The sequence below is a fragment of the Kribbella sp. NPDC051952 genome (assembly GCF_040680855.1).
Lineage (GTDB): Bacteria > Actinomycetota > Actinomycetes > Propionibacteriales > Kribbellaceae > Kribbella.
This window is the reverse complement of sequence record NZ_JBFAXQ010000020.1, coordinates 103,656-129,493: the sequence shown is the minus strand read 5'-3', so window position 1 is coordinate 129,493 and position 25,838 is coordinate 103,656. Positions and strand designations below refer to the sequence as shown.

At 68.1% G+C, this 25,838-nt stretch carries 22 protein-coding genes and 1 tRNA gene; 13 read left to right on the top strand and 10 right to left on the bottom strand.

What is annotated here, in order from left to right:
- Positions 1-45: 45 nt before the first annotated feature.
- The gene (locus AB0L70_RS30965; protein WP_363690302.1) at positions 46-963 is read left to right on the top strand and encodes a helix-turn-helix domain-containing protein; all 918 of its coding nucleotides are present in this window, start codon (positions 46-48) and stop codon (positions 961-963) included.
- Here AB0L70_RS30965 and AB0L70_RS30960 read toward each other — a convergent pair.
- On the bottom strand, positions 935-3,085 hold the full coding sequence (locus AB0L70_RS30960; RefSeq protein ID WP_363690301.1) for a discoidin domain-containing protein: 2,151 nt from the start codon (positions 3,083-3,085) through the stop codon (positions 935-937). The two genes, AB0L70_RS30965 and AB0L70_RS30960, sit on opposite strands and share 29 nt — an antisense overlap.
- A gap of 174 nt (positions 3,086-3,259) precedes the next feature.
- Here AB0L70_RS30960 and AB0L70_RS30955 point away from each other — a divergent pair, with 174 nt between their 5' ends.
- The 7 genes from AB0L70_RS30955 to AB0L70_RS30925 all read left to right on the top strand — a co-directional run bounded on the left by AB0L70_RS30955 (position 3,260) and on the right by AB0L70_RS30925 (position 8,924).
- Positions 3,260-3,685, top strand: a complete 426-nt coding sequence (locus AB0L70_RS30955; RefSeq protein ID WP_363690300.1) for an SRPBCC domain-containing protein — start codon at positions 3,260-3,262, stop codon at positions 3,683-3,685.
- Between the two features lie 5 nt (positions 3,686-3,690).
- Complete coding sequence (locus AB0L70_RS30950) at positions 3,691-4,605, top strand: TatD family hydrolase (RefSeq protein WP_363690299.1); 915 nt, start codon at positions 3,691-3,693, stop codon at positions 4,603-4,605.
- 175 nt (positions 4,606-4,780) lie between these two features.
- Entirely contained in the window at positions 4,781-5,089 is a 309-nt protein-coding gene (locus tag AB0L70_RS30945) for a hypothetical protein (RefSeq protein ID WP_363690298.1), read from the top strand.
- A 21-nt stretch (positions 5,090-5,110) separates the two neighbouring features.
- Positions 5,111-5,725: a nitroreductase family protein gene (locus AB0L70_RS30940; RefSeq protein ID WP_363690297.1), complete on the top strand. Its 615-nt coding sequence runs from the start codon at positions 5,111-5,113 to the stop codon at positions 5,723-5,725.
- A gap of 218 nt (positions 5,726-5,943) precedes the next feature.
- Complete coding sequence (locus tag AB0L70_RS30935) at positions 5,944-7,077, top strand: ubiquitin-like domain-containing protein (RefSeq protein ID WP_363690296.1); 1,134 nt, start codon at positions 5,944-5,946, stop codon at positions 7,075-7,077.
- A gap of 18 nt (positions 7,078-7,095) precedes the next feature.
- The gene (gene rsmA / locus AB0L70_RS30930) at positions 7,096-7,974 is read left to right on the top strand and encodes a 16S rRNA (adenine(1518)-N(6)/adenine(1519)-N(6))-dimethyltransferase RsmA (RefSeq protein ID WP_363690295.1); all 879 of its coding nucleotides are present in this window, start codon (positions 7,096-7,098) and stop codon (positions 7,972-7,974) included.
- A 17-nt stretch (positions 7,975-7,991) separates the two neighbouring features.
- Positions 7,992-8,924: a 4-(cytidine 5'-diphospho)-2-C-methyl-D-erythritol kinase gene (locus tag AB0L70_RS30925; protein WP_363690294.1), complete on the top strand. Its 933-nt coding sequence runs from the start codon at positions 7,992-7,994 to the stop codon at positions 8,922-8,924.
- 6 nt (positions 8,925-8,930) lie between these two features.
- On the opposite strand, the gene AB0L70_RS30920 is transcribed toward AB0L70_RS30925, so the two are convergent.
- Positions 8,931-10,115 (bottom strand): class I tRNA ligase family protein, encoded by a 1,185-nt coding sequence (locus AB0L70_RS30920; RefSeq protein WP_363690293.1) that lies wholly within the window; start codon positions 10,113-10,115, stop codon positions 8,931-8,933.
- A 332-nt stretch (positions 10,116-10,447) separates the two neighbouring features.
- Between AB0L70_RS30920 and AB0L70_RS30915 the strand changes: the two genes are divergently transcribed.
- Complete coding sequence (locus tag AB0L70_RS30915) at positions 10,448-12,343, top strand: translation factor GTPase family protein (protein ID WP_363690292.1); 1,896 nt, start codon at positions 10,448-10,450, stop codon at positions 12,341-12,343.
- A gap of 1 nt (position 12,344) precedes the next feature.
- Here the strand turns inward: AB0L70_RS30915 and AB0L70_RS30910 are convergent, their stop codons facing one another.
- On the bottom strand, positions 12,345-13,193 hold the full coding sequence (locus AB0L70_RS30910) for a fructosamine kinase family protein (RefSeq protein ID WP_363690291.1): 849 nt from the start codon (positions 13,191-13,193) through the stop codon (positions 12,345-12,347).
- Between the two features lie 48 nt (positions 13,194-13,241).
- Between AB0L70_RS30910 and AB0L70_RS30905 the strand changes: the two genes are divergently transcribed.
- The gene (locus AB0L70_RS30905) at positions 13,242-15,062 is read left to right on the top strand and encodes an ABC-F family ATP-binding cassette domain-containing protein (protein WP_363690290.1); all 1,821 of its coding nucleotides are present in this window, start codon (positions 13,242-13,244) and stop codon (positions 15,060-15,062) included.
- A gap of 439 nt (positions 15,063-15,501) precedes the next feature.
- On the opposite strand, the gene AB0L70_RS30900 is transcribed toward AB0L70_RS30905, so the two are convergent.
- Entirely contained in the window at positions 15,502-15,999 is a 498-nt protein-coding gene (locus tag AB0L70_RS30900; RefSeq protein WP_363690289.1) for a MarR family transcriptional regulator, read from the bottom strand.
- Between the two features lie 98 nt (positions 16,000-16,097).
- Here AB0L70_RS30900 and AB0L70_RS30895 point away from each other — a divergent pair, with 98 nt between their 5' ends.
- Together AB0L70_RS30895 and AB0L70_RS30890 are read left to right on the top strand one after the other, a co-directional pair.
- A complete protein-coding gene (locus AB0L70_RS30895; RefSeq protein WP_363690288.1) occupies positions 16,098-16,883 on the top strand; it encodes a methyltransferase domain-containing protein in 786 nt (261 codons plus the stop codon).
- A complete protein-coding gene (locus tag AB0L70_RS30890; protein ID WP_363690287.1) occupies positions 16,883-17,233 on the top strand; it encodes a VOC family protein in 351 nt (116 codons plus the stop codon). The genes AB0L70_RS30895 and AB0L70_RS30890 overlap by 1 nt, the downstream gene beginning before the upstream one ends.
- A 40-nt stretch (positions 17,234-17,273) precedes the next feature.
- Here AB0L70_RS30890 and AB0L70_RS30885 read toward each other — a convergent pair whose 3' ends face one another.
- From AB0L70_RS30885 to AB0L70_RS30860, 6 genes are all read right to left on the bottom strand, one after another.
- Positions 17,274-19,736 (bottom strand): FtsX-like permease family protein, encoded by a 2,463-nt coding sequence (locus tag AB0L70_RS30885; RefSeq protein ID WP_363690286.1) that lies wholly within the window; start codon positions 19,734-19,736, stop codon positions 17,274-17,276.
- A 1-nt stretch (position 19,737) separates the two neighbouring features.
- Positions 19,738-20,517 carry an ABC transporter ATP-binding protein gene (locus AB0L70_RS30880; RefSeq protein WP_363690285.1) on the bottom strand — a complete coding sequence of 260 codons (780 nt, stop codon included), beginning with the start codon at positions 20,515-20,517 and terminating at the stop codon, positions 19,738-19,740.
- A 98-nt stretch (positions 20,518-20,615) separates the two neighbouring features.
- The gene (locus tag AB0L70_RS30875; RefSeq protein ID WP_363690284.1) at positions 20,616-21,284 is read right to left on the bottom strand and encodes a response regulator transcription factor; all 669 of its coding nucleotides are present in this window, start codon (positions 21,282-21,284) and stop codon (positions 20,616-20,618) included.
- Entirely contained in the window at positions 21,281-22,465 is a 1,185-nt protein-coding gene (locus AB0L70_RS30870) for a sensor histidine kinase (RefSeq protein ID WP_363690283.1), read from the bottom strand. The genes AB0L70_RS30875 and AB0L70_RS30870 overlap by 4 nt, the downstream gene beginning before the upstream one ends.
- Positions 22,466-22,635: 170 nt before the next feature.
- The gene (locus AB0L70_RS30865) at positions 22,636-23,238 is read right to left on the bottom strand and encodes a TetR/AcrR family transcriptional regulator (protein ID WP_363690282.1); all 603 of its coding nucleotides are present in this window, start codon (positions 23,236-23,238) and stop codon (positions 22,636-22,638) included.
- Between the two features lie 114 nt (positions 23,239-23,352).
- Positions 23,353-24,354, bottom strand: a complete 1,002-nt coding sequence (locus tag AB0L70_RS30860) for a fatty acid desaturase (RefSeq protein ID WP_363690281.1) — start codon at positions 24,352-24,354, stop codon at positions 23,353-23,355.
- A gap of 123 nt (positions 24,355-24,477) precedes the next feature.
- On the opposite strand from AB0L70_RS30860, the gene AB0L70_RS30855 reads away from it, so the two are divergent.
- Positions 24,478-24,549: transfer RNA gene (locus AB0L70_RS30855), tRNA-Gln, on the top strand.
- The last annotated feature ends 1,289 nt before the right edge of the window (positions 24,550-25,838 follow it).

Below are 25,838 nucleotides of genomic sequence, written 5' to 3'. Positions count from 1 at the left end.
TGCTGCTGTGGGGCTAATCTTTGAGCGCCGAGCGAGGGGACGACCATGACTGAGCCTGCTGACTTCGATCACGATCTTGCTACCCAGGTGCTGATCGAGCTCTACAGCGAGATCCCGCCGCCGAGCAAATTGGTCACCGGGCACTTCCACAGCGGCGGCGACTATCGGGTGGTCCGGCCGGACGGCGTGGGCAGTTGGTACCTGCTCTACACAGCCGGTGGCACCGGTCAGTACCTGCTCGGTCCGGACCGGCTCACCCTGCGGCACGGGGACCTGGTGCTGGTCAGCCCGGGTACGCCGCACGACTACGGAACCGTCGGGACGTACTGGGAGTCCTGGTGGGCACACTTCCAGCCGCGGCGCGAGTGGCACGGGTGGCTGTCGTTGCCGCAGGCAATGCCCGGGCTGTCGTACGTGCGGCTGACCCGGTCGTCGGAGACGGACCGGGTGGTGTCGGCGTTCGACCGGCTGCACCGCGACGCGCAGCGGGCCGGTCTCTCACCGACCGGTGACACCGAGTTGAACCTGCTGGAGAAGAGTGTGGCAACCGAACTGACGATGAACGGCATAGAAGAGGTGCTACTGGTCGCGGCCGCCAGCCTGCGCCAGAACACCCAGCACCTGGATCCACGCGTCCAGTTGGTCCTCGACGCGATCCGGACGGATCCCGCCCGGCCGCACACGCTCACCTCCTTGGCCGGGATCGCCCAGATCTCGGTGTCCCGGCTGGCCCACCTGTTCAAGGAGCAGGTCGGCGACTCGATCATGAACGTCGTCGTCGCGCTGCGGCTGCAGCGGGCGGCCGAACTGCTCGGCGCGACCGACATGTCCGTCGCGCAGATCGCCCGCGCGGTCGGATTCGAGTCGCCGCACTACTTCAGCCGGCAGTTCGGCCGCCGTTTTGGGATGGCCCCGACCAGCCATCGCAGCGCGGTCAGGAACCCGGAGCTAGAGCTATATTGAGCTCGGTCGCGGCGGCGTAGTCTGCACCTCCCGCCAACCCGATGAGCCGGACGTAGTGGGCCGTCGTACCGGCCGGGAGTTTGGCGATCTTGGCGTCGACCGTGCCATCCCAGTTGCCCTTGGCAACCGAAGTGAACGCAGTCCCGTCGGTGCTGACCTGGACGTCGTACGACGAGATCCGGCCGTTCGGGACGTCCGCATCCTGGCGTGGGGTGTAGACGAGCGCCTCGATCGATCGCGTCGTACCGAGGTCGAGCGTGATGTATTGCGGCAGCGGGGCATGTGGGCTCCAGTTCGAGTGCCACATGGTCGTGCAGCTCCCGTCGATCGCCCCGGCCGCGCTGTACGCCGGTGACCCTTGACTCGTCGCGGTGGCCGTCATCTCCCTCTGTGGCAGGAGATTCAGCGGACCGAAGGGACCATCGACCGGAGGCGGTGTGCCGGGGATCGCGGTCACCCGGCCGAGCGCGGGCGCCTTCAGTCGCGGGTGCGTGCGGAGGTAGTTGAGAAAGACCTCTTGGCCCATCTTCGGCGCCCGGACGAGCTTGGTGTACTGCTGGAACGCCGGGTAGCCGTACTGCGCCCCGTGCAACGGCATCGCCGCACTGGTGGCGACGCGGTAGGTCTGGTCGAGCCGCAAGGGCTTGCCATTGATCAGCACCTTGGCGGGATCGATGCGATCGCCGACCGGCCGGCCCAGGTCGTAGCTGTACCGGAGGTTGGCAGAGGTGGCGAGCGAGGACAGCCGCTGGCAGCCGTACGCGGGTGGGATCCACTGCTGCTCGAGCGCGGCCTCGATCGTCGACCCCTTCATCGACAGTGTGGTGATCGGCGAGATCCCGACCACCGGCCAGGCTTCGCCGTACGTCACCGTCCCGGCTTTCAGGCCGGCCGCGATCACGTCGACGCCCAGGTCAGCCGGTACGAGGGCGAAGTCGGCGCGGGCCTGTGATCGGTAGAGGTCCGCGACCAGGTTGCCGGTCCGGCTCTCCGCGGTGGTGGCGAAGTCGAGGTCGCGGTCGAGCTTCGCGAGCGGCTGGGCCTGCCGGGCGGTCCACTTGTCCATCCAGTACTTCACGATCTTCTGGATCTTCGGATCCGGCGTCAGGTCCTTGGTCACCGCGTGGTTGGTCGCGGTCGTCGCCGAGCGGATCACGTCACCGGTGACCGGGTCGAGCGACAGGTTCACCTCGCCGAGAACGCGGCCGTGGTTGCTTGCCTCCAGCACCGGTCGCGGTACGCCGTTCGGGTCCGGGATCATGCAGTTGAACGCGGTGTGCCAGTGCCCGCCGAGGATCACGTCGACATCCGGCGACATCGCCCGCGCGGCGTCGAAGATCGGGCCGGTCGGGTTCTTGCACTCATCGTACAGCCCGCCCTGCTGGCCGCCCTCGTGCACGCTGACCACGATCGCGTTCACACCCTGGGCCTTGAGCGCGGCCGCGGCCCGGTTCGCCGCGTCGATCACGCCCTGGAACTCGAACCCGGACCCCTCGATCGACAGCGTCTCCGTCGGCGTCCCGGGGAACCCGAGCGCGATGAACCCGATCCGCTGCGATCCCGCCTTCGCAATCCAGTACGGCGGCAACACCGGCCGCTTCGTCCGTGGGTCGACGATGTTGGCCGCGTGGTACGCGTAATCGGTGCCGTGGAAGCTCCGCCCGGTCGAGTCCTTGAAGCAGCTGTCGAACCCCGGCGTGCCGTAACACGCGCCAGTCGTCATCCGCCGCAGGAAGGGGAACTCCCGGTCGAACTCGTGGTTGCCGGCGACATCGAAGTCCATCCCGAACGCGTTCAGCACCTCGATGGTCGGCTCGTTCGCGAACGCCTGCGTGTAGTCCGGCCACCCACTGAACTGATCGCCCGCCCCGATCAGGAAGCTGTTCGCCTGACCGGCCCGCAGCTCGTCCAGATGCGCCTTCAGATAGCCGGCGCCGCCAACCGCAAGCGTCCCGGACGGACCGGCGATCGTCAGGTTCTCACTCTCCGACAGATATCCGTGCAGATCCGTCAAACTCAACACCTGCACGGGAATCGGAGCACCGGCGGCGGCTGTGGTCGTCGGTGCGCCGACCCCCAGCACCACACCCAGTACGGCGAGGACGGCAGTAATCCTGATCATCGGCTGCTCCTGTCATCGGGCGGAACCGACACGCAACCTAATCCGCCCACCGCCACGCCCGACATCCCTCCACCTGCTGACTTCCTGCACAATCCGGCTGCTGGAATGACGCTTTTCTACAAGCGGACGGGGTACCGGGGCCGTACGGTCTGGGGTTGAGAGGAGTTGAAGGTGATGACTGGATATCTGGCGGTTGCTGAGACCGATATCGCGGCTACTCCGGCGCAGGTCTGGGCGGTGCTGACCGATGCGGAGCAGTTGAAGGCGTTGTGGTTCGGCGCGGAGGTGCAGACGGACTGGCAGGTCGGGAGTGCCATCACGTGGAGTGGTGAGTGGGAGGGGAAGCCCTACCAGGACAAGGGCGAGATCCTCGCGGTCGAGCCGGAGCGGCTGCTGAAGCTGACCCATTACAGCCCGTTGACCGGGCAGCCCGACGTACCGGAGAACTATCACACGCTCACGTATGAGCTGACCGGTGACGACGAGACCCACCTCAAGCTGACGCAGGACAACAACGGCAGCGAGGAGGAGGCCAAGCACTCGCAGGAAATGTGGGAGTCGCTGGTGGCGAAGGTCAAGGAAGCGGCCGAAGTAATCTGATCCCTATGGCGAACGATGGTGTGGAGGTCGAGCGGCCGACCCGGGAGCGGGCTGCGATCGGGGAGGACGGCAGGTCACGGGATCGGAGCCGGCCGGCGGTGCCCGATCCGCTGCCGATGAGTGTGGTCGACGCGCACTGCCATCTCGACATCGCCGACGGCGAGGACGGTGCCTGGCTGAGTCCGGGTGAAGCGATCAAGCTGGCCTCGTCGGTCGGCGTCACCCGGATCGTCCAGGTGGGCTGCGATCTGCCGGGCGCGCAGTGGGCCGTCGAGGCCGCGACGCAGTACCCGAACCTGATCGCGGGCGTCGCCCTGCACCCGAACGAGGCGCCCAAGCTGAAGGCCGCGGGTGAGCTGGACAGCGCGCTGGCCGAGATCGAGCGGCTCGCGACGAGCTCGGACAAGGTCCGGGTGATCGGTGAGACCGGACTGGACTACTTCCGCACCGGCGAGGACGGCCGGGCCGCCCAGCACGAGTCGTTCGCGGCGCACATCGCGATGGCGAAGCGTCTGGACAAGACGCTGATGATCCACGACCGGGACGCGCACGACGACATCCTGAAGATCCTGGACCACGAGGGTGTGCCGGATCGCCTGGTGATGCACTGCTTCTCCGGCGACACCGAGTTCGCCCGCGAGTGCGTCAACCGGGGTGCGTTCCTGAGCTTCGCCGGGGTGGTGACGTTCAAGAACGCCCATTCCCTGCGGAACGCGCTGGCCGTGACCCCGCTCGACCGGGTGCTGGTCGAGACGGATGCGCCGTACCTGACTCCGTCCCCGCACCGCGGTCAGCCGAACGCGTCGTACCTGGTCCCGCACACGGTCCGGAAGATGGCCGGCGTCCTGAACATCTCGGTCGCCGAACTCTGCGATGCCCTCAGCAACAATGCCGACCGGGTCTTCGGCGGTTCCTGGTAAACGGACCTCATCTTCACCGTCGGCGCCCTCGACCGGGGCGTCCTGGCCCGGCTGGTTTCGTGACCGTCCGGACGCCGACCGTCAACGTTTCTGCGAACCGTTGCACGCGGTACCGGACGAGCGCAGTCTGAGGGCGTCGGCCTCGGTCGAGGCCGACCAACACGGGAGGGGTCTCATGAGCGTTCTGATGACGCTCCGGGTGACTGGGGATCCGGTGGCGGTAGAGAAGTTGGCGGCCGATGACGGCGCGCTCTTCCAGGGGGTGATCGCGGATGCGACCGGCCGCGGTCTGATCTCACATCACTTCTACGGCAGCGACAGCGAAATACTCGTTGTCGACGAGTGGGACGACGAAGCCTCGTTCCAGGCCTTCTTCGAAAGGTCCGGGCCGCAGATCGAGCAGATCATGGCGGCAGCCGGCGTGACCACCCGGCCGGCCGTCGAGTTCTGGCGCCACCTGGAGGTTGGCGACGACGTCGGGTGACGTCGCTGATAGACACACCTCATGGAGTTCAGTGAGGTGGTCCGGCGGCGGCGGATGGTGCGGAACTACGACCCGGACCGGCCGGTGCCGGACGAGATCCGGGAACGCATCCTGGAGAACGGGTTGCGGGCGCCTTCGGGCGGGTTCTCCCAGGGCTGGGCGTTCCTGACGCTCGAGGGTGACGACCGGGAGCGGTACTGGCAGATCGCGGCCAAGGACCCCGACGAGAAGTATGTGGAATGGATCACTGGCCTGCGCCGTGCGCCGCTGCTGATCCTCGCCTTCGCGCACAAGGACGCGTACCTCGATCGGTACGCCGCGGCCGACAAGGGCTGGACCGATCGCTCCGAGTCCCACTGGACCGCGCCGTACTGGTACGTCGACACCGGTATGGCGGTCCTGCTGATGCTCCAGACGGTGGTCGACGAGGGCCTGGGAGCGTGCTTCTTCGGCCCGCGGGCGGAGATGGTCGAGGATCTGCTGGCCGAGTTCGCCGTACCGGTCGGATTCGACCTGATCGGGGTGCTGTCGGTCGGCTACCGGGCCCCGGACAAGCGGTCGCCGTCGCTCAAGCGCGGACGCCGGAGTACGGCGGAAGTCGTGCACAGAGGCCAGTGGGGTAATCACCGGGCGTGACGGCCCCATTACACCTTTTGGCGACTCGCCGACGAGAGGATTGGCGCTTCCGGGATATCTTCGTTATGGTCCCGTGATGTTGGCCGGGATCGGGGAAGGTTCCGGGCACAGCACGCCCCTCGGCGTCGACCGTGGTTTCCAGGCCTCCAGCCTGGCGTTCGCGGCCCGCGCCTGTGCTGTCCCACCCCGTGCCCGGGTAGCCCTACCTGGGAGCGTTAGTGCGTAAGTCCATCATCGCGGTCGTCGGTGCGACGGCTGCGTTCGCCGTCGCGGGCGGCTCGGTGGCCTATGCCACCAAGAGCAAGACGGTCAGTCTGTCCGTCGACGGTCAGGTGCAGAAGGTCCACACCTTCGGCTCCACCGTGGCAGACGCCCTGAAGGCCGAGAAGGTTCAGGTCGGGGACCACGATGTGGTTGCCCCGTCACCGGACTCGAAGCTGAAGGACGGTCAGGAGATCGCCGTTCAGTTCGGTCGCCAGCTGACCGTCAATGCCGACGGCACCAAGAAGGCCTACTGGACCACGGCCGACAGCGTGAACGAGGCGCTCGCCGACCTGGGTCTGCGGTACGACAGCTCCGCGTTCTTCTCCACCAGCCGGAGCGCGCCACTCGGCCGCCAAGGCCTGGAGCTGGTCGTCAAGACCCCGAAGACCGTGCAGATCGTCCACCAGGGCAAGACCGCCACGGTCAAGTCGATGGCCGGCACGGTCGGCGAGGCGCTGACCGGGGCGAAGATCGTCTGGGACAAGGACGACCGGATCAGCCCGGCACCGACCACCGCACTCAAGCCGGGAGTCAACCGGATCGGGTATGTGAAGGTCGACGTCAAGACGGTCACCAAGACCATTGCCGTTGCCCACGGCACCGCCGAGACCAAGTCGGCGACGCTCGAGGTCGGCACCAAGAAGACCTCGGCCAAGGGCACCAACGGTTCGAAGTCGGTCACCTACGTCTACACCTACCTGGACGGCAAGCTGACGGCCACGAAGGTCGTCGCGTCGAAGCTCGTCACGGCGCCGGTGGACGAGAAGGTCCTCGTCGGCACCAAGCCGAAGCCCGAGGAGCCGACCACCACCGAGGAGGACACCCCGGCCACCCCGCCCAGCAGCAACACCGGGGCGTGGGACCGGATCGCCGAGTGCGAGTCGGGTGGCAACTGGTCGATCGCCAGCGGCAACGGCTACTACGGCGGTCTGCAGTTCGACCACGGCACCTGGGCCGCGTACGGCGGCACGGCGTACGCGAACAACGCCAACGGCGCGTCCAAGGCGCAGCAGATCGCGATCGCGGAGAAGGTCAAGGCCGACCGCGGTGGCTACGGCGCCTGGCCGGTGTGCGGCAAGCGGGCTTAAAGCTGACACACTGACGGCGTGAGCTCGTCTGATTCATCCACTTCCGCCGGACCGAGGCTTCTCGGTCCGGCGGAAGTGCGTTCACTGGCCGCCGCCCTCGGGGTCCGCCCGACCAAGCAGCGCGGGCAGAACTTCGTCATCGACCCGAACACGGTCCGCCGGATCGTTCGCGCGGCCGAGCTGACCGACGGGGAGACGGTGCTCGAGGTCGGCCCCGGGCTCGGGTCGCTGACGCTGGCATTGCTGGCCGCGGGACATCCGGTCACCGCGGTCGAGATCGACAGGCTGCTCGCGCAGGCGTTGCCGTCGACAATCACGTCGTACGCGCCGGATCAGGCCGGCATGCTGACCGTCGTCGAGGCCGACGCGATGACGGTCACGCCCGACCAGATCGGGTCGCCGACGGCTTGTGTCGCCAACCTGCCGTACAACGTCGCCGTACCGGTCCTGTTGCATCTGCTGGCGATCTCGCCGTCGCTGCGGCACGGGCTGGTGATGGTGCAGTCCGAGGTCGCAGACCGGCTCGCCGCCGGGCCGGGCTCCCGGACGTACGGCGTACCCTCCGCGAAGGCGGCCTGGTACGCCGAGGTCCGCCGGGCCGGTCCGATCGGGCGGAACGTGTTCTGGCCGGCGCCGAATGTGGACTCCGGGCTGGTCGCGTTCGAGCGGCGCGAACCGCCGGCGACCGCCGCCACGCGGGAGGAGGTGTTCGCGGTGATCGAGGCCGCGTTCTCGCAGCGGCGGAAGACCGTGCGGTCCGCGCTGGCCCGCTGGATTCCGGATCGCGACCGCCTCGACGAGGTGTTCCGCGTCACCGGGATCGACCCACGGCTGCGCGGCGAGATGCTCGGAATCACCGACTTCGCCGCGCTCGCAGGTGCGGGTAGAACTGCCTGAGGCACTAGCCTGTGCCCGTGCCACCTTCCTCTGAGGTCACGGTGCGGTCGCCGGCGAAGATCAATCTTGGTCTGTCGGTCGGTCCGCCGCATCCGGACGGGTTCCACCCGGTCGCGACGGTCTACCAGGCCGTTGCCTTGTACGACGATGTCACCGCGGTGGTGCGGGACGACGATCCCTCGGTCTCGGTCGAGGTGGTCGGTGACTTCGCGAACGACGTGCCGACCGACGAGACGAACCTCGCCGTGAAGGCGGCGCTGCTGCTGCAGGCGGAGTACGACGTCGACGAGGGCGTTGAGCTCACGATCCGGAAGACGATCCCGGTCGCGGGCGGGATGGCGGGCGGTTCCACCGACGCGGCCGCGACGCTGGTGGCCTGCAATCGGCTGTGGGGCTTGCAACTGTCGCAGACCGAGCTCCGGCAGCACGCGGCCGAGCTGGGCAGCGACGTACCGTTCTGCCTGGTCGGCCACACCGCGCTCGGTCAGGGCCGCGGTGAGCAGGTGACCGAGGTGATGTCACGCGGGACCTTCCACTGGGTCTTCGCGATCGCCGACGGCGGGCTGTCCACGCCGTCCGTCTACCAGGAACTCGACCGGCTCCGGCCGCTTCGCCGGGTTGAGGCACCGCAGGTCCGGCCCGAACTCCTCTCGGCACTGCTGTCCGGTCGCCCGGCCGCCCTCGCGGTTGCCCTCAGCAACGACCTCCAGGCGGCGGCACTCTCGCTCCGCCCCGAACTGAGCGAGACTCTCCAGTTCGGCCTGGACCAAGGCGCCCTCGCGGCCCAGATCTCCGGGTCCGGACCGACCTGTCTCTTCCTGGCCGCCGACAGCCGCAGCGCAGTGGACCTGGCCGTCGAACTCGCCGAGTCCGGCCTCTGCCGCATGGTCCGCCAGGCCGAGGCCCCGGTCCCCGGAGCCCGCATCCTCCCGGCCATCGTCAACCGCTAGCAGCACTCATCGGCCCGTGAGGATCTCGCGGAGGTGAGTCGCGTGCGGGTTGGTGAGCAGAGCTCTGGTTGCTGTGGGCGGGTTGAGGGTCTGTGGATCGAGGGCGGTGCGGGCCTGGTGCAGGTCCACCTCGGCCAGAAGTGGTGACGTGCCTTCGAGCTGGGGATCGACGTGAGACTCGAAGGCACGGTACGTGGGCCAGCTGATCGGCGCCGGATGGGTCCAGGCCAGGTACAGCCGGGCGATGTCGATGTTCTCGTTGTGAAGGAACTCGGTCGCGCAGATCGGGTCGGTCTGCGGGTACGGCGTGGTGACGTAGGCGCCGGCCAGGGTCTCCGGGGAGATGCCGCAGGCCAGGTACAGCGCCGGCCACAGCAGCGTGAAGTAGAAGCAGACGTTGAAGTCGTTGAAGTGCCACAGCGAGTCGGCCTCGGACCAGGCTTCCGCGATCTCCTCCAGTCCCACGGATCCCGGCCGGAGCGTCTGTGCCACGCCGTACACCGTGGACAGGCCGATCTCGGCGTATGGGTCGATCCGGAGGCCCTCGTGCGGGCCGATGCCCTCCAGGCCCCAGTTGGCCGGATAGGCGATCGGTACGTCGGGCAACCGGCGCTCGAGGTGGTGCGTGAGGGCCTGCCGGGCGCGGTCGGGAAGGGTGGCGCGGAGCCAGATCTCGGTGAGCTCCTGGCGGTAGTCCTCGATCGACAGGACCGGGACCGCGACGTGCAGGGAGCGTGGCTGACCGCCGCAGCGGGCGCACCTCCCGGCCGCGGCGCGGGCGTCGCAGTCGGCGCAGGCGAGCATCGTCCGCTTGCGCAGGGGGATCCGGCCGGCCTCGGTGAGGTTGGCCGCCAGGGTGGTGACGCCGCGCTGGTATTCAGCGCTCAGCGGGTCGAGGAACACGTCGTACCGGATTCTGGCGGCATCCAGTGTGTCGACGAACTCGTCCCGGAGCGTGGCCGCGAGTTTCTCGGCCTCGACGCCCTCGGCCTCGGCACGCGCACGTACCGAGTCCTGGTGGACGTCCACACCGGCGGTCGTCACCACCCGCTCACCCCGCACCCGCGCCGACCTGGCCGCGATATCAGCGGCGAGATACGGTCCGGCGAGCTGGCCGATCGACAGCGGACCGTCGGTCCTGGCGGGTGGCGTCACGACCACGGTCGCACCGGCAGGCGTCGCGCTGCTCATGCGAAGGTCCTCCCGGGGCGGCGGTGGATGGGTGAGCACGACCGTGCCGGTTACTCTCCTCACTGGTACGGTCGCAGTCCGCGACATTACTCCGGGATTCGCTTCCTCGCCAGCCCCGAAAACCCTTGAAAACAAAGGGATTCCCGGCGCCTGAGCAAGCGAACGTTTGAACCCCCGGGATATTCGCTGGCGGCCGCGGCGACGCGCTGCTAGCGTCCGAGCGGAAACACCCATCGTCGAGTGACTGGAGACCGGGATGCGCCGAGGATCGATCTACCTCATCGGTACTGATCGCTTCGACGTATTCGCGAGGACTCTTGAACTCTCTGACGATGGGCATTGTGGCGCATGTCGACGCCGGTAAGACCAGCCTGACCGAGCGGCTGCTGTTCGCCGCCGGTGTGATCGACCGGGTCGGCCGGGTCGATGACGGGAACACCCAGACCGACTCGATGGACCTCGAGCGGAAGCGTGGCATCACGATCCGTTCCGCGGTGGTGTCGTTCGAGCTGGGCGACCTGACCGTCAACCTGATCGACACCCCGGGACACTCCGACTTCATCGCCGAGGTCGAGCGCGCGCTGTCCGTGCTGGACGGTGCCGTGCTGGTGATCTCCGCGGTCGAGGGCGTGCAGGTGCAGACGCGCCTGCTGATGCGGACGCTGGCCCGGCTGCGCATCCCGACCTGTCTGTTCATCAACAAGATCGACCGTGTCGGAGCCCGGTACGACGAGCTCCTCGCGGACGTTGCACGGTTGTTGACGCCGAACGCCGTACCGATGGGCTCGGTGACCGATCTGGGCACGCGGAAGGCTCGATTCGAGCCGTTTCCCCTGCAGAACAAGGCGCTTGGCGAGTTACTTGCCGAGCACAACGACGTGTTCCTGAGTGGCTATCTGGATGACGCGTTGACGGAGCAGGACTACGCCAACGAGGTCCGTCGGCAGGTTGCGGCCGGGCGGCTCCACCCCGTCTACTTCGGGTCGGCCATGACCGGTGACGGCATCGACGAGCTGATCGGTGGCATCCAGGACTGGTTGCCGCGAGCAACCTCAGTAGCGGGACCGCTCCGGGCGCGCGTCTTCAAGGTCGAGCGGGCGACCGCCGGCCAGAAGGTCGCGTCGGCACGGATCTACACCGGGTCGCTCTCGACCCGCGCGTACGTCGAGGTGCATCCGGCGGACGGTCCGTCGTACCAGGCGCGACCGACGGCGATGGAGCTCTTCGAGCGCGGCGGACGCCGGACCGTCGACCAGGTCCAGGCCGGCCAGATCGTCGCGTTGCGGGGGCTCAAGGACATCCGGATCGGTGACCAACTCGGCGTACCGGAGCGTGGAGTCGGTCGCCTGTTCGCGCCGCCGACGCTCGAGACGGTGGTGACCGCGCGGGACCGGGTCAAGCTGTTCCAGGCGCTGACGCAGCTCGCCGAGCAGGATCCGCTCATCCATGTCCGGAAGGCGGACGATCTCACGGTCAGCCTGTACGGCGAGGTGCAGAAGGAGGTGATCGCGTCGCTGCTGGAGACGGAGTACGGCGTCGCGGTCTCCTTCAGTGAGACCCGGCCGATCCACATCGAGCGGTTGGACGGCGTGGGTTCGGCCCGCCGGGAGATGGGTGCCCCCGACAACCCCTGGGCGGCCGGCGTCGGCTTCCGGGTCTCACCTGTTGCCGAGGGCATCGAGTACAACCTCGAGGTCGAGCTCGGCGGGCTGCTGCGGGCCTTCCACACCGCCATCGAGGAGACCGTCCACCTGACCCTTCAGCAGGGTCTGTACGGGTGGGGAATCCCGAACTGCCGGATCGACGTCACCCACACCGCCTATGACAGTGTGGGCACGAGCGCCTCCGACTTCCGCCGGCTCGTCCCGCTGGTCCTGATGCAGGCAATCGCGGAGGCCGGTACGACGGTGCTCGAACCGGTCACGCACTTCGAGCTGGACATCCCGCCGGACTCGGTCTCCCGGGTCCTGTCCCTGCTGGCCGAATCCCGCGCTGTGGTTGAGGAAACCACGGTTCAGGACAGCCACGCCCACCTGGAGGGCAGCATCCCCGCGGCCACCACGCACTCGTTCGAGACCCAGCTGCCTGGCCAGACCCACGGCGAGGGCATCCTCACGCCGACGTTCACGACCTACCGACAGGTCCCCGGCGTCGCACCAGTTCGCGCCCGCACCGATGGCAACCCGCTCAACCAGAAGGAGTACATCCTCCACCTCAACCAGAGCTGAGTCAGGCGAAGGCGGCCAGCGTGGTGTGGATCTTGCCGAGAGTTTCGGGGACCTCGCCGAAGTGCGCCAAGACGCAGAGGTGCTCGCGGAGATGAAGGATGGGCAGACGGTCCCGCCAGCCCGGTTCGAGCGGGTGTGCTTCGGCGTACGACGCGAAGAAGGCGTCGGGGATCTTGCCGCAGCCGTCCAGCATGGAGAGCTCGGCCTCGGGCCAGCCGTAGTACACGGCTGGGTCGATCAAGGCGGGTTCGCCTTCGGGGGTGGGGATCAGGTTGCCGTGCCACAGGTCGCCATGGAGCAGGGACGGAGGTTGCCGGGGGATCAGGTCGGGTAGGCGGTCGGCCAGCCGTTCCAAGCGCTCGCGGTCGTCGGCCGGGAGGGCTTGATGGCACTTGGGCTCTTCCAGATAGCGGAGCAGCCTGTGTTCCGCGAAGAACGTGTGACCGTCGGTGCTCCACGGGTTCTGCTGCGGAAGGACACCCAGGTAGTTGTCGTGGTGGTAGCCGAACTTGCCGGCCGTCTGCTCGTGCTGCGTGGCCAGAGCGCGGCCGGCATCCTCCCAGTACGTCGGGGACGGTTCCGACGCACCGAGATCGGCCAGGACGATGAACGTAGGCGTCACCCGAAGGACCTCGGGTACGGCGAAGCCGCCGGTGGAGCGGAGTGCCTCCAGGCCTTCGGCTTCCAAACCGTAGAGGTCGAGGGGGAGCCCGGTCTGCGTCTTCACGACCACTGATCGGCCGAGCGTCGTACGCACGCGGTAGGTCTTGCTGGCGTATCCGCCTTCCAGCGGGTCCGACGACACCGGGTCGCCCAGGTCCAGTCCGTCGAGCCAGGAAGTAGTCAGCACCCGGACGATCCTGGCACGCGTGGGTCCGTCAGTTACCCTTGGGCAGTTATGCCGTCACCTAACTTGGTCAATCTGGAAGCCGTTTCCAAGGGCTTCGCGACCCGCACACTCCTCGATACGGTCAGCCTCGGCGTGGGGCGGGGCGAACGCGTCGGCGTGGTCGGGCGGAACGGCGACGGCAAGTCGACGCTGTTGCGACTGCTCGCCCGGCGAGAGGAGCCGGACAGCGGGCGGATCACCCACAACCGCGACCTCCGGCTCGGATACCTCGGGCAGAGCGATGACCTCGATCCCGAGATGACCGTGCTGCATGCGGTGCTCGGGGACGTGGAGACCTACACCTGGGCTGCGGACCCGCGCGCGCGATCGGTGATGGAACACCTGCTCGGCGGAGTGGACCACCAGGCCCTTGTCGGCACCCTCAGCGGTGGCGAGCGCCGGCGCGCGTCCCTGGCACGGTTGCTGCTGATCGAGGTCGACCTGCTGATCCTCGACGAGCCCACCAACCATCTCGACATCGAGGCGGTCAACTGGCTCGCCGATCACGTGGTCGACCGGGCCGGCGCGCTCATCGTCGTCACCCACGACCGCTGGTTCCTCGACGAGGTCTGCACCAACACGTGGGAAGTGCAGGGCGGCAAAATCACGTCGTACGACGGCGGCTATGCGGCCTATGTCCTCGCGAAGGCCGAGCGGGCCCGGAGCGCGCAGGTCTCCGAGGAGAAGCGGCAGAACCTGCTGAGCAAGGAGCTCGCCTGGTTGCGTCGCGGTGCACCGGCCCGTTCCACGAAGCCGAAGTTCCGGATCGACGCCGCGAACGCGCTGATCGCCAACGAGCCGCCGCCGCGGGACAAGCTCGCCCTGTCCCAGCTCGCGACCGCGCGGCTCGGCAAGGATGTCTTCGACGTCGAGGACGTCAGCCTGAGCTTCGGCCACCGGGTGATGCTGGACCACGTCACGTTCCGGCTCGGCCCGGCGGACCGGATCGGGCTGCTCGGCCCGAACGGCGCCGGCAAAACCACGTTCCTGAACGTCCTGACCGGCAAGCTCGCCCCCGACCACGGCGTGGTCAAGCAGGGCAAGACCGTCCGGATCGCCAACCTGTCCCAGACCCTCGAGGACGTCGACGGCACGGTGACGGTCCTCGACCACATCACCTCGATCCGCCGCACGGCGGCCCTGGCCGGTCGAGGGGGCGAGCTCACGTCCTCACAGCTGCTGGAGCGGTTCGGGTTCACCGGTGACAAGCTGACCACCCGGATCTCCGATCTGTCCGGTGGTGAGCGGCGGCGGCTGCAGTTGCTGCGCATCCTGCTGGACGAGCCGAATGTGCTGATCCTGGACGAGCCGACCAACGACCTCGACGTCGAAACCCTGACGGTGCTCGAGGACTTCCTGGACAGTTGGCCCGGCGTTGTCGTCACTGTTACCCACGACCGTTACTTCCTCGAGCGGGTCAGTGACATGGTGTATACAATCATGGGAGATGGTCGCGTCCGGCATCTGCCGCGCGGCGTCGAACAGTATCTCGAGGAACTCGAGACCGGAATTCCGCGGCGTACGCCGTCAAATGCGTTGACGCCGGCGGCCATTGTGTCCAGCGATTTGGCGCCGGCCGGAAATACCACCGTTGACGACCCGCCGGTGGTTGACGCGGCAGTGGTCCGGGCGGCGAAGAAAGAGCTGAACCGGATCGAGCGGCAGCTCAGCAAGCTCACCCAGGCCGAGGCGAAACTGCACGACCAGCTGGCCGCCAGCGCGAGCGACTACGAGCGGCTGGCCGAGCTCGACGCCGAGCTGCGCAAGCTCGCGGACGAACGCGGGGAGCTCGAGACCGCCTGGTTCGAAGCCGCGGAACGCGCCGAATAGAAGGAGTTCCGCTGCCCGGCGGGAGCCGCCCGGGGCGAGCACGTTGCGGCCGGGACCGGACTGAGTCGCGGCGAGTCCCTCCGATCCCCTGTACTTCGGAGGGACTCGCCGCGCCTACCGGGTGAGCGGGCCCCGTGCCGACCGGCGTTGTTCGGGCCCCGAGCCCCGGACACCGCGCGGTCATTCGGCGGACCACCTCTCGCCGCCGAAGTCACCGTGTTCAGTACGTCTCGTAGTCGATCAACCACCGACAGTGAGGACCCTAGTGCGAGCGTTCACTCAGTGTCGATAGCGGTCGGCTACAACAGCCTCTCGATCTCGTTGCAACTAGCAACGATCGAAACCGGGCGGAAGTGACGGGATGTCTTTTCGGATTATTCCGGCACAATTCAAGCGGCTGTATTAGCGGCGTGTCGGCTTTCCCGGCAAACGAATGGGATCAGTGCTTTTCCAGGTCGAACGGGCCGACCAGGTCGCGCAGCACGCGGGCGATCTTGGCCTGGTCCCGCTCGCTGATCGTGCCCAGCAACGTGCGCTCGTGCGCGAGCAGATCGGCCATCGCGGCATCGACCGCGTCCCGGCCGGCCGGGGTCAGTTGCACGAGCACGCCGCGGCGGTCGTCCGGATCCGGCAGCCGCTCGACCAGGCCGCGCGCGGCCAGCCGGTCGACCCGGTTCGTCATCGTGCCGGAGGTGACGAGGGTTTCCTTCAACAGCTTGCCGGGGGAGAGCTGGTACGGCGCTCCGGCCCGGCGCAGCGCCGCGAGTACGTCGAACTCCCAGGACTCCAGCCCGTGGGTCTCGAACGCCTGGCTGCGGGCGCGATCCAGGTGGCGCGCCAGCCGGCTGACCCGGGACAGCACCTCCATCGGCGTCACGTCGAGGTCGGGCCGCTCGCGGCGCCAGGCCTCGACCAGTCGATCGACCTCGTCTTCCATGCTGTGAGACTACGCCATCAAGACTCTTGACATCAAGACAAGTGGCGGCGCTAGAGTATCTCGATGTCAAGATAAATGCGTCAGAGAGGTTGTTCGCCATGCGCACGTCACCCGTGTGGAATCCGGAGCAGTACGGCACCTACGCCGACGAGCGCGGTCGCCCGTACGCCGATCTGGTCGGGCGGGTCCGGTCCGACGACGTTCGTACGGTCGTGGATCTCGGCTGTGGTCCCGGCGGCCTGACCGTGACGCTGCGGCAGGTCTGGCCGGAGGCGACCATCGTCGGCGTCGACAACTCGCCGCAGATGCTCGCGGCGGCGGAGGAGTTCGCGGACGAGCGGCTGAGCTTCGAGCTGGGCGACGTACGCGAATGGGCTGCCGAGCCGGGCTCGATCGATGTGATCGTCACCAACGCGACCCTGCAGTGGATCCCTGAGCAGCTCGAACTGCTGCCGGGCTTCGTCCGGGCGCTGCGGGCGGGTGGGTGGCTGGCGATCCAGATCCCGGGCAACGGCAACGCGCCCTCGCACGCGATCCTGCGGGAGATCGCCGAGACCGAGCCGTACGCCGAGTACGCGAAGGACGCGTCGCTGCGTCCGGATGTCCCGGGGCCGGCCGAGTACGTCGACGTGCTCAGTGCTGAGGGATGTGTGGTGGATGCGTGGGAGACGACGTACTTCCATCTGCTGCAGGGCGACAACGCCGTACTGGAGTGGGTGAAGGGGACCGGGGCGCGGCCGGTGTTGCAGTCGCTGCCGGATGACCTGCGGGTGCGGTTCGAGGCGGAGTACGGCGCTCGGCTGGCGGAGGCTTACCCGCAACGGGACTACGGGACGCTGCTGCCGTTCCGGCGGATCTTCGCGGTTGCCCAGAAGCGGGCCTGATGATGCGGCTCGATCACGTGCAGGTGTCCTGTCCGCCTGGTGGGGAGGACATTGCGCGGGAGTTCTACCGGGATGCGCTCGGGATGACCGAGGTGGAGAAGCCGGAGCTGCTGAAGGCGCGCGGTGGTTGCTGGTTCCGTGCTGGGGCCGCTGAGCTGCACATCGGGGTGGAGCAGGACTTCCGGCCCGCGAAGAAGGCGCATCCGGCGCTGGCTGTTGATGATCTGGATACGTTGGCCTCGCGGTTGGAAGGCCTCGGGTTTCCGGTGACGTGGGACAACGAAACGATCCCGGGCCGCCGGCGGTTTCACACCGCCGACGGCCACGGGAATCGCATCGAGATTGTGTAAGCGGCTCGCCCGGCCCCCTCAAGCCGGGCGAGCCGCTGGCTTACTCGGTCGCCAACGCGCCGGCGGGGGCGACCTTTGCGGCCCGGCGGGCGGGGAGGACCGAGGCGAGTAGACCCGCGATGGCGGCGACCGCTGCGATGGCGACGAGCAGCGTGACGGGTACGGCGTACTCCACGCTGCCGTCGACCGTCTGACCGCCCATCAGCGCACTCGTCCCGGTCCAGCCGTAGATCAGGCCGAGCACGATCCCGAGCCCGGCCGCGACCAATGCCATCAGCAACGATTCGACCGCGAGCATGCTGCGCAGCTGGCGTCGGGTCAGACCCATCGCCCGGAGCAGGGCGTTCTCCCGCGTACGTTCGAGGACCGACAGGCTGAGCGTGTTTCCCACACCCACCAGGGCAATCAGCACCGAGACACCGAGCAGACCGACCCCGACGATCAGCAGTACGTCGAAGATCTTCGTGTAGCTGCTTCGCTCGGCCAGACCGCCGCTGACCGACAGGTCCTTCACCGACGGGATCGATTGCTCGACGGAGTCGATCACGTCAGACCCGTCAACCTTCGGATCCGATGCCAGCCAGAACCCGGTCACCGCCGCGCTCGGCGAGAGCTTCGCCAGATCGGTGGAGGTGAGCGTGATCGGGTCGAGTCCGGTCGCCCCCTGGACCGTGACGGTCAACTTGTGCTGGCCGGAGACGATCGTGATCGGGGTGCCCTCCTTGACGTCCAGCATGCTCAGGGTCTGGTAGTCGAGGAGCGCCGTACCCGGCTTGAGCTGGTTCACGATCGCCGGGTTGTGCACGACGGAACCGGCTGCGGACTGGTCGATCCCGGTCACCTGCAACTCCTGGCCGGTGGTCTTGACCATCACCTTGCGGATCGGGACGACCTGCGTGACGCCCTTGATCTCGCGGAGCTGCTGGTCGGCACCGGACGGCATCTTCTCGTTGAAGGAGTTGACCATCAGGTCGACCGGGTACTGCCCGTCCATCGACACGTCGAACGTCTTCCGCACCGAAGCGATGCCGACACAGGTGAGGCTGATCAGCGTCACCCCGATCAGCAGGGCCGACGTGGTGGCCGCCGTACGCTTCGGGTTCCGGATCGCGTTGGCGACCGCGATGCGAGCCGGGACTCCACCACTGCGAGCCGGCAACGCACCGATCAGGCGGATCAGTGCGGGCACCAGGAGTGAGCCGATCGCCAGGATGCCGAGGAACGACACCACCCCACCGGCGACACCGATCAATACCTGGTGACTCGAAGCCGCGGTCGCCAGCAGCAGCCCACCACCGGCGAGCAGCAGGAATCCGAAGATCAGCCGAACCACTCCACGCTTGGACGCGGCAGCCGGTGCATCCGCGGGACGCAGCGCGGCCAGCGGCGCGACCTTGGTCGCCCGGCGAGCCGGTACGACGGCAGCCGCGATGGTGGCCACGGTCCCGAACAGGAGCGGTAGGAACACCGACCACAGATCGAGGTGCAGCGGAACCGGCGGGATACCCCAATCGAACTCACGGGACAGCGCCAGCGCCAGGGCGGACAGCGCGACCCCGAACACGACCCCGATCGCGGACGCGACCACGCCGACGACGCTCGCCTCCGCGAGTACGGAAGAGAACACCTGCCGCCGGGAGGCGCCGACGCAGCGCAGCAACGCCATCTCGCGGGTGCGCTGGGCGATCACGATCGTGAAGGTGTTGCCGATCACCAGGCAGGCGACGAACAGCGCGATCACGGCGAACATGCCGAACACCCCGCCGAGTACGTCGATGCCGTTCGTGTAGTTCTCCACCTCGTGCTGGATCCAGGCGTCGCCGGTGTAGACCTTCAGGTCCGTCGAGACGACGCCCTGGACGGCCGTGGCCATCGCCTGCTGGTCGACGCCGGGCTTCGCCGCGACCGCGATCGCCCGGACGAACGCGCCCGGCTCGAAGATCTTCACCGCGGCCGGGGTGGCGACGGCGGACGCCGTACCGACGGACTTGGAGTCGTCCAGCAGGCCGGTCACCGTGACGTTCCACGACTTGTTGTCGTACGAGCTGATCCGCAGCGACTGGCCGACAGAGACCTTGTGCTTGGCGGCGAGCTTGGCCGGGATCGCGATCTCGTTCGTTGCGGTTGGCAACCGTCCGGACGACGTACCGGGTCCGGCGATGTGGGTGGTGTCGTAGAGCGTGTCGATCGGCAACGAGGTCGGCCGGACCAGGCCCGGGTACGCGACCTCCAGGAAGGCGGTCGTCATCGTCACCGCGGACGCGACCTGCGGGAGCTTCTGCACCGCGGCGAGGTCGGTCGGCTTGATCTCGGCGTTCTCGGGGTACGCGAGCGCGTCGACACCGGCGTACTGCTTGCCGATCGTCTCGTCGATGCCGTGCGACGCAGAGGCGTGCGCGGTCATCGCGAGGGTGCCGAAGCCGACGCCGAGGACGATCGCCAGGCAGGCGGCGACCAGGCGGCCCAGGTGGGCGCGCAGCGAGGACAGGATGGAGCGTCGCACCTCAGGCTCCCAGCTGCCGCAGTGCGTCGAGCACGGTCTCCGGGGTCGGCTCCTGCAACTCGCCGGCGAGCTTGCCGTCGGCAAGCATCACGACGCGGTCGGCGTACGACGCGGCCAGCGGGTCGTGGGTCACCATGACCACGGTCTGGCCGAACTCACGCACCGAACGGCGCAGGAACCCGAGGACCTCCGCGCCGGATCGTGAGTCCAGGTTGCCGGTCGGCTCGTCGGCGAAGACGACCTCGGGCCGGCCGACGAGGGCGCGAGCGACCGCGACGCGCTGCTGCTGACCGCCCGACAGCTCGGACGGCCGGTGGGTGAGCCGGTCCTGCAGCCCGAGTACGTCGATCAGCGTCGACAGCCACTCCTGGTCGGGCTTGCGGTTGCCGAGCTCGAGCGGCAGCAGGATGTTGTCGTTCGCGGACAGCATCGGGAGCAGGTTGAACGACTGGAACACGAAGCCGACCCGGTCCCGCCGGATCTTGGTCAGCTCGGCGTCCGGCAGCCGGGTCAACTCGGTCTCACCGAGCAGCACCTGACCGTCGGTCGGGGTGTCGAGCCCGGCCAGGCAGTGCATCAGCGTCGACTTGCCCGAACCGGACGGTCCCATGATCGCGGTGAACTGGCCGACGCCGAAGTCGACCGACACCCCGTCGAGCGCGGCCACCGCGGTGTCGCCCTGTCCGTAGATCTTGCGCAGCTCGTGCGCCCGGATCGCGGTCCGCGGCATCCCGTCCTGCGGCAGTCGCCCCGCCGCAAGCTCCCCGGTCTGCAAGCTCATGTCTCTCCTTGGTTCATCCCGATGATGAACAAGAAGTTAGTTCTCCGAGTGCTCGCGATCGTCGGACCAGGGTGGGGACCTGAGGTCCTACCTGGGTATTACTTCGTCGGCTTGACCAGGCCCGTTTCGTAGCCGAGGACGACGAGGGCGACCCGGTCGCGGAGGCCGGTCTTGGCCAGGATGCGGCCGATGTGGGTCTTGACCGTTGCCTCGGACAACGTGAAGAGCTTGGCGATCTCGGTGTTCGACAGACCACGGGCCACCTCGACCAGAACCTCCCGTTCACGGGCGGTCAGGTCGCCGAGGTCGGGGCGTTCGGTTTCCGCGTCAGGCAGTGCGCCGGCGAAGTGCTCCAGCAGGCGTTTCGTCGTACTGGGGGAGACGACCGCGTCACCGGAGTGCACCTGGCGGATCGCGGAGAGCAGGTCGGCCGGGGGCGTGTTCTTGAGCAGGAAGCCGGCCGCACCGGCCTTGATCGCGGCGAACGCGTACTCGTCCAGGTCGAACGTGGTCAGCACGATCACCTTCGGTGCCTGCGGCAACGACTGCAGCTGCCGGGTGGCCTCCACGCCGTCCAGCCTCGGCATCCGGACGTCCATCAGTACGACGTCGCACGCGGTCACCTGGATCTTCTCGACCGCCTCGCCGCCGTCACCGGCCTGGCCGACCACCCGCATGTCGGCCTGGGAGTCGACCAGCATCGTGAATCCGGCCCGGACCAGCTCCTGGTCGTCCACCAGGAACACCCTGATCACGTCGTCACTCACTGCTGGCCTCCGGATGGCAGGTCGTACGGGAGCTTGGCGATCACCTCGTAACCACCGCCCGCTTTCGGTCCGGCGTTCACCGTACCGCCGGAGATCGAGGCGCGTTGCCGCATCCCGACCAGTCCGTGACCCGGATCCGAGCTCGGCGCGACTCCGCCACCCCGGCCGTCGTCGGTGACCACCACGGTCAGCATCTCGCGCCCGAAGTCCAGCAGCACGGAGGTACGCGCCCCCGGCCCGGCGTGTTTCAGCGTGTTGGTCAGCCCCTCCTGCACGATCCGGTACGCCGTCAGTCCGAGCAGCGCGGGCAGATCCCGCGGCTCGCCGGTCACCTGGTAGTCGACCGACAGCCCGGCCGCGCGGACGTTGTCGATCAGCTCGGGCAGGCTGGAGACGCCGGGTTGCGGGCGCGGCTGGTTCGGGTCGAGTTCGGGTTGTTCGTCCTGCTTGAGCAGACCGAGCATCTTGCGCATCTCGGTCAGGCTCGCCCGTCCGGTGTCGCCGATGGTGGCGAGGGCCTTCTTCGCCTGCTCCGGTGACTGGTCGGCCGCGTACAGGCCGCCGTCGGCCTGGACGATCATGATCGACAGGCCGTGCGCGACCACGTCGTGGATCTCACGGGCGATCCGGGTCCGTTCGTTGCTCACGGCCAACTTCGCCTCCCGGTCGCGGTCGCGCTCCAACTGAGCCGCCCGCTCCTCGAGTTGAGCGACGTACAGGCCTCTGGTCCGGCGTCGTTCGCCCAGTGCCCAGACCCCGAAGACGACGGCGCCGAGGGCGCCCATCATCGTGATCTGCTGCTTCCAGTCGTTGCCGTTGTAGTAGCGCGCGGTCGCCATCAGTACGCCGAGACCGCCGACGCCGAGGGCGATCCGGCTGAACCGGACATCGCCGTACACGGAGATCGCGTAGAGCGCGACGAGCAGGCCGACGTTGCCGGCCATCAGGTGGACGCCGGCCAGCCACTGCAGGACGGCGATCGCCGAGACCCCGAAGAAGACCAGTTCGGGATGGGTCCGCCGCCAGATCAGCGGGACCAGCATGCCGAACGCGAGGATGCCGCCGAGGTTGGTCTGCGCCACCGACAGGAAGCCGAAGAACACGCTCAAGCCGCCCGCGAGCAGCAGGTCGAACGCCTTGCTGCGGGCAGGCACCGGCCGAGCGGTCAGGATCCCCGTCATGCGGGCCAGGCTACGGGCTCGCGCCGCGCCGGAGGTCAGCCTCAGGTCGGATGTCGTCGTACGACTGCGGACGTGCAGCACTCAGCAACCGCCCGCCAACCGCCCGCCAACCGCGCAGCTCACGCTGAGCCGGCAGCCGCCGGGCCAGTTGATGAGTGCTGCAGCTCCGCCTACTTGTGCGGGCGGGTCGCCAGGGTCGGCTTGGCCTCGAGGCCGGACAGGCCGTTCCAGGCGAGGTTGACGAGGTGCGCGGCGACGTCCGGCTTCTTCGGCTTGCGGGCGTCCAGCCACCACTGACCGGTGAGCGCGACCATGCCGACCAGCATCTGCGCGTACATCGGGGCGTTCTTCGGGTCCAGGCCGCGGCGCTTGAACTCCTCGGCCAGGATGTGCTCGACCCGCGTCGCGACATCGCTCAGGATCGAGATGAACGAACCTGTCGACGAGCCGACCGGCGAGTCCCGGACCAGGATCCGGAAACCGTCGGAGTTCTTCTCGATGTAGTCCAGCAGGGCGAGCGCCGCCTGCTCGACCAGTTCGTGGGCCCGGCCCGCGGTCAGTGCGCCGGTGACACCGTCGAGCAGGGCCCGGACCTCGCGGTCCACGACTACGGCGTACAGGCCTTCCTTGCCGCCGAAGTGTTCGTAGACGACCGGCTTGGAGACCTCGGCGCGGTTCGCGATCTCCTCGACCGAGGTCGCCTCGTACCCCTTCTGGGCGAACAGGCCACGGGCGATGGTGATGAGTTGCTCGCGACGTTCGGCACTCGTCATCCGGACTCGGCCGGACCGCCGCGGTTTGGGTTCCGTCACGTCGAGATCACGTCAGCATCATGCCGTACTTCGGTGCTGCGAGTGGGGGATTTAGGGCCAGACCGGATAGTGCGCTCAAGCCGCCTTCAGTGATCGGGCCTTCGCGGCGTCGACCCGGCGGGCCTCCAGGCGCTCCTTGACCGGCCAGCGGACGTCGCTGACCCAGCCCATCTTCTCGAAGAACCAGATGGTCCGGGCGGACGTGTCCAGCTGACCCTTCAGTACGCCGTGCCGCGCGCAGGTCGGGTCCGAGTGGTGCAGGTTGTGCCACGACTCGCCCTGGCTCAGGATCGCCAGCCACCACACGTTGCCGGACTTGTCCCGGCTCTTGAACGGCCGGTCGCCGATGGTGTGGCAGATCGAGTTGATCGACCAGGTGACGTGGTGCAGCAGGGCGATCCGGACCAGGCTGGCCCAGAAGAACGCGGTCAGTGCGCCGCCGATCGACCAGGACCAGAGCCCGCCGATGACGGCCGGGAGGACGACCGAGATCGTCACGAGGACCGGGAACCACCGCGACACCCTCACGATGTCCTTGTCCTTCAGCAGATCCGGCGCGTACTGGCGCTGCGGGGTCTGCTCGGTGTCGAACAACCAGCCGACGTGGGCGTAGACGAAGCCCTTGGTGAGCGCTCCGAGCGTGTCGCCGTACCGCCAGGGGCTGTGCGGGTCACCGTCGCGGTCGGAGAACTTGTGATGCTTGCGGTGGTCGGCGACCCAGCGGATCACCGGCCCCTCGATCGCCAGCGAGCCGGCGATGGCGAGCGCGTACTTCATCGGCCGGTTCGGCTTGAAGCTCTTGTGCGTGAACAGCCGGTGGAAGCCGATCGAGATGCCGTGCCCGGCGACCGTGTAGAACACGACCGCGATCACGATGTCGCGCCAGCCGAGGAACCCGCCCCACGCGATCGGGACCGCCGCGAGGACGGCCAGGAATGGGATGCCGATGAACAGCGCCAGCGCGACCTGCTCCCACGGGCGCTTGCGTTCACCCCCGAGCGTTCCGGTGTCGACCTCGAGATCGTCGGCCTGGGCGCGGGTAGGCGCCTCCGGTGCGGCTACGGCGGGTGGAGTCATCGTGTATTTCCCTCGGGTGGGGGACGGCTTACCTACGCAACCGTAACCTACGGAGGCGTAGGTAAGGAACCCCTCAAGCGTGTAACCGACCCCACTCATGGCAAACTGTCCCGGCAACCACGATCCCCCGTGGGGTAATCGGCAGCCCGCGAGACTTTGAATCTCGAAGACCAGGATCGAAACCTGGCGGGGGAGCTAGTAGTCGTTCTCGCGCGTGTGGTGAGTAAAGAGGATGTCTCTCCCACGCGCCGCTACGCGCGCTCCTTCGTCGCGTGCTCGCCGGCGCTCCCACCCACCCGAAGACGGTGCGTGCTGTCGCGCGCTCCTAGCGCTCGCGCGAATGCCGCGCTACCGCGCGAATGCCGCGCTACCGCGCGAATGCCGCGCTACCGCGCGAATGCCGCGCTACCGCGCGGATGCCGCGCTGTCGCGCGGGTTAGCGGGCTGTCGCCCGCAGCCTGTGCGCTGCCGCGCACGTCGATCGCCCTGTGGTCCCGGGTCCTCGTGGTGGTGGGGACGGATGGTGGTTCGAACGGCTGTGGTGAGTGAGAGGGGGATGTGTCTCCCACGCGCCGCTACGCGCGCTCCTTCGTCGCGTGCTCGCCGGCGCTCCCGCCCACCCGAAGACGGTGCGTGCTGTCGCGCGCTCCTAGCGCTCGCGCGGATGCCGCGCTGCCGCGCGGGTTAGCGGTCTGTCGCCCGCGGCCTGTGCGCTGCCGCGCACGTCGACTACCCCGTGCTCCCGGCAACTCGCGGTCGCTGAGAGATCTGTGGAGGAGCGGTCGTCCCGCGAGCGCCGCGGGCGGGAGGAGGCGCAACGCGTGAAGCGACCGAGCCGCACGAACCGTGAACAACTCGGCGAGTGGAGCGATGGCGGCCAAGGGGCACGGATCGCGGCACAGCGGGCAACGAGGGCGCACGCATGCGCGTCTAACAGAAGGGACCTGGAGGGGGAGAGACATGTCGCGGGCTATAGAGGATGCGGTTCGACGAGTTGGACGGAGGCTGGGGTGTGTCGTGATCACGCTGGCACTGGCCAGCGGTTGCCAGGCACACAGCACAGATGGCACCACAGCTAGCATCACAGCGCACGTCGCTCTCTTCGGAGGTCCGGTGAGGCCAGGTGGCGGGATGGCTCTGGACGGAGCACCGGCGGTCGGCGTCGACGTGACCGCGACGGCGGCTAGTGGAGCTACTTGGACGGCTACCACCGACACTCGAGGCGAAGCGACGCTAGTCGTGCCACCCGGCTCATACCAAGTCTTCTCGGGCGCCTGCGGCCCCAAGCACGTCGTAGCCCAGGCTGAGACTGCCACGGCTCTGTTGATCGATTGCCAGGTCGCGTGAGTGACACCAGCCTCAGCGCGCGGCCTGGCGCGCCTTGCCCGACATCCACTCATCGGCTACTTGCGTCGGTTCGTCACGTGGGCGCGGCAGACTTCTAACCTGTCGTACATCCGTTGACGTCTCACAGTCTGTCTCGG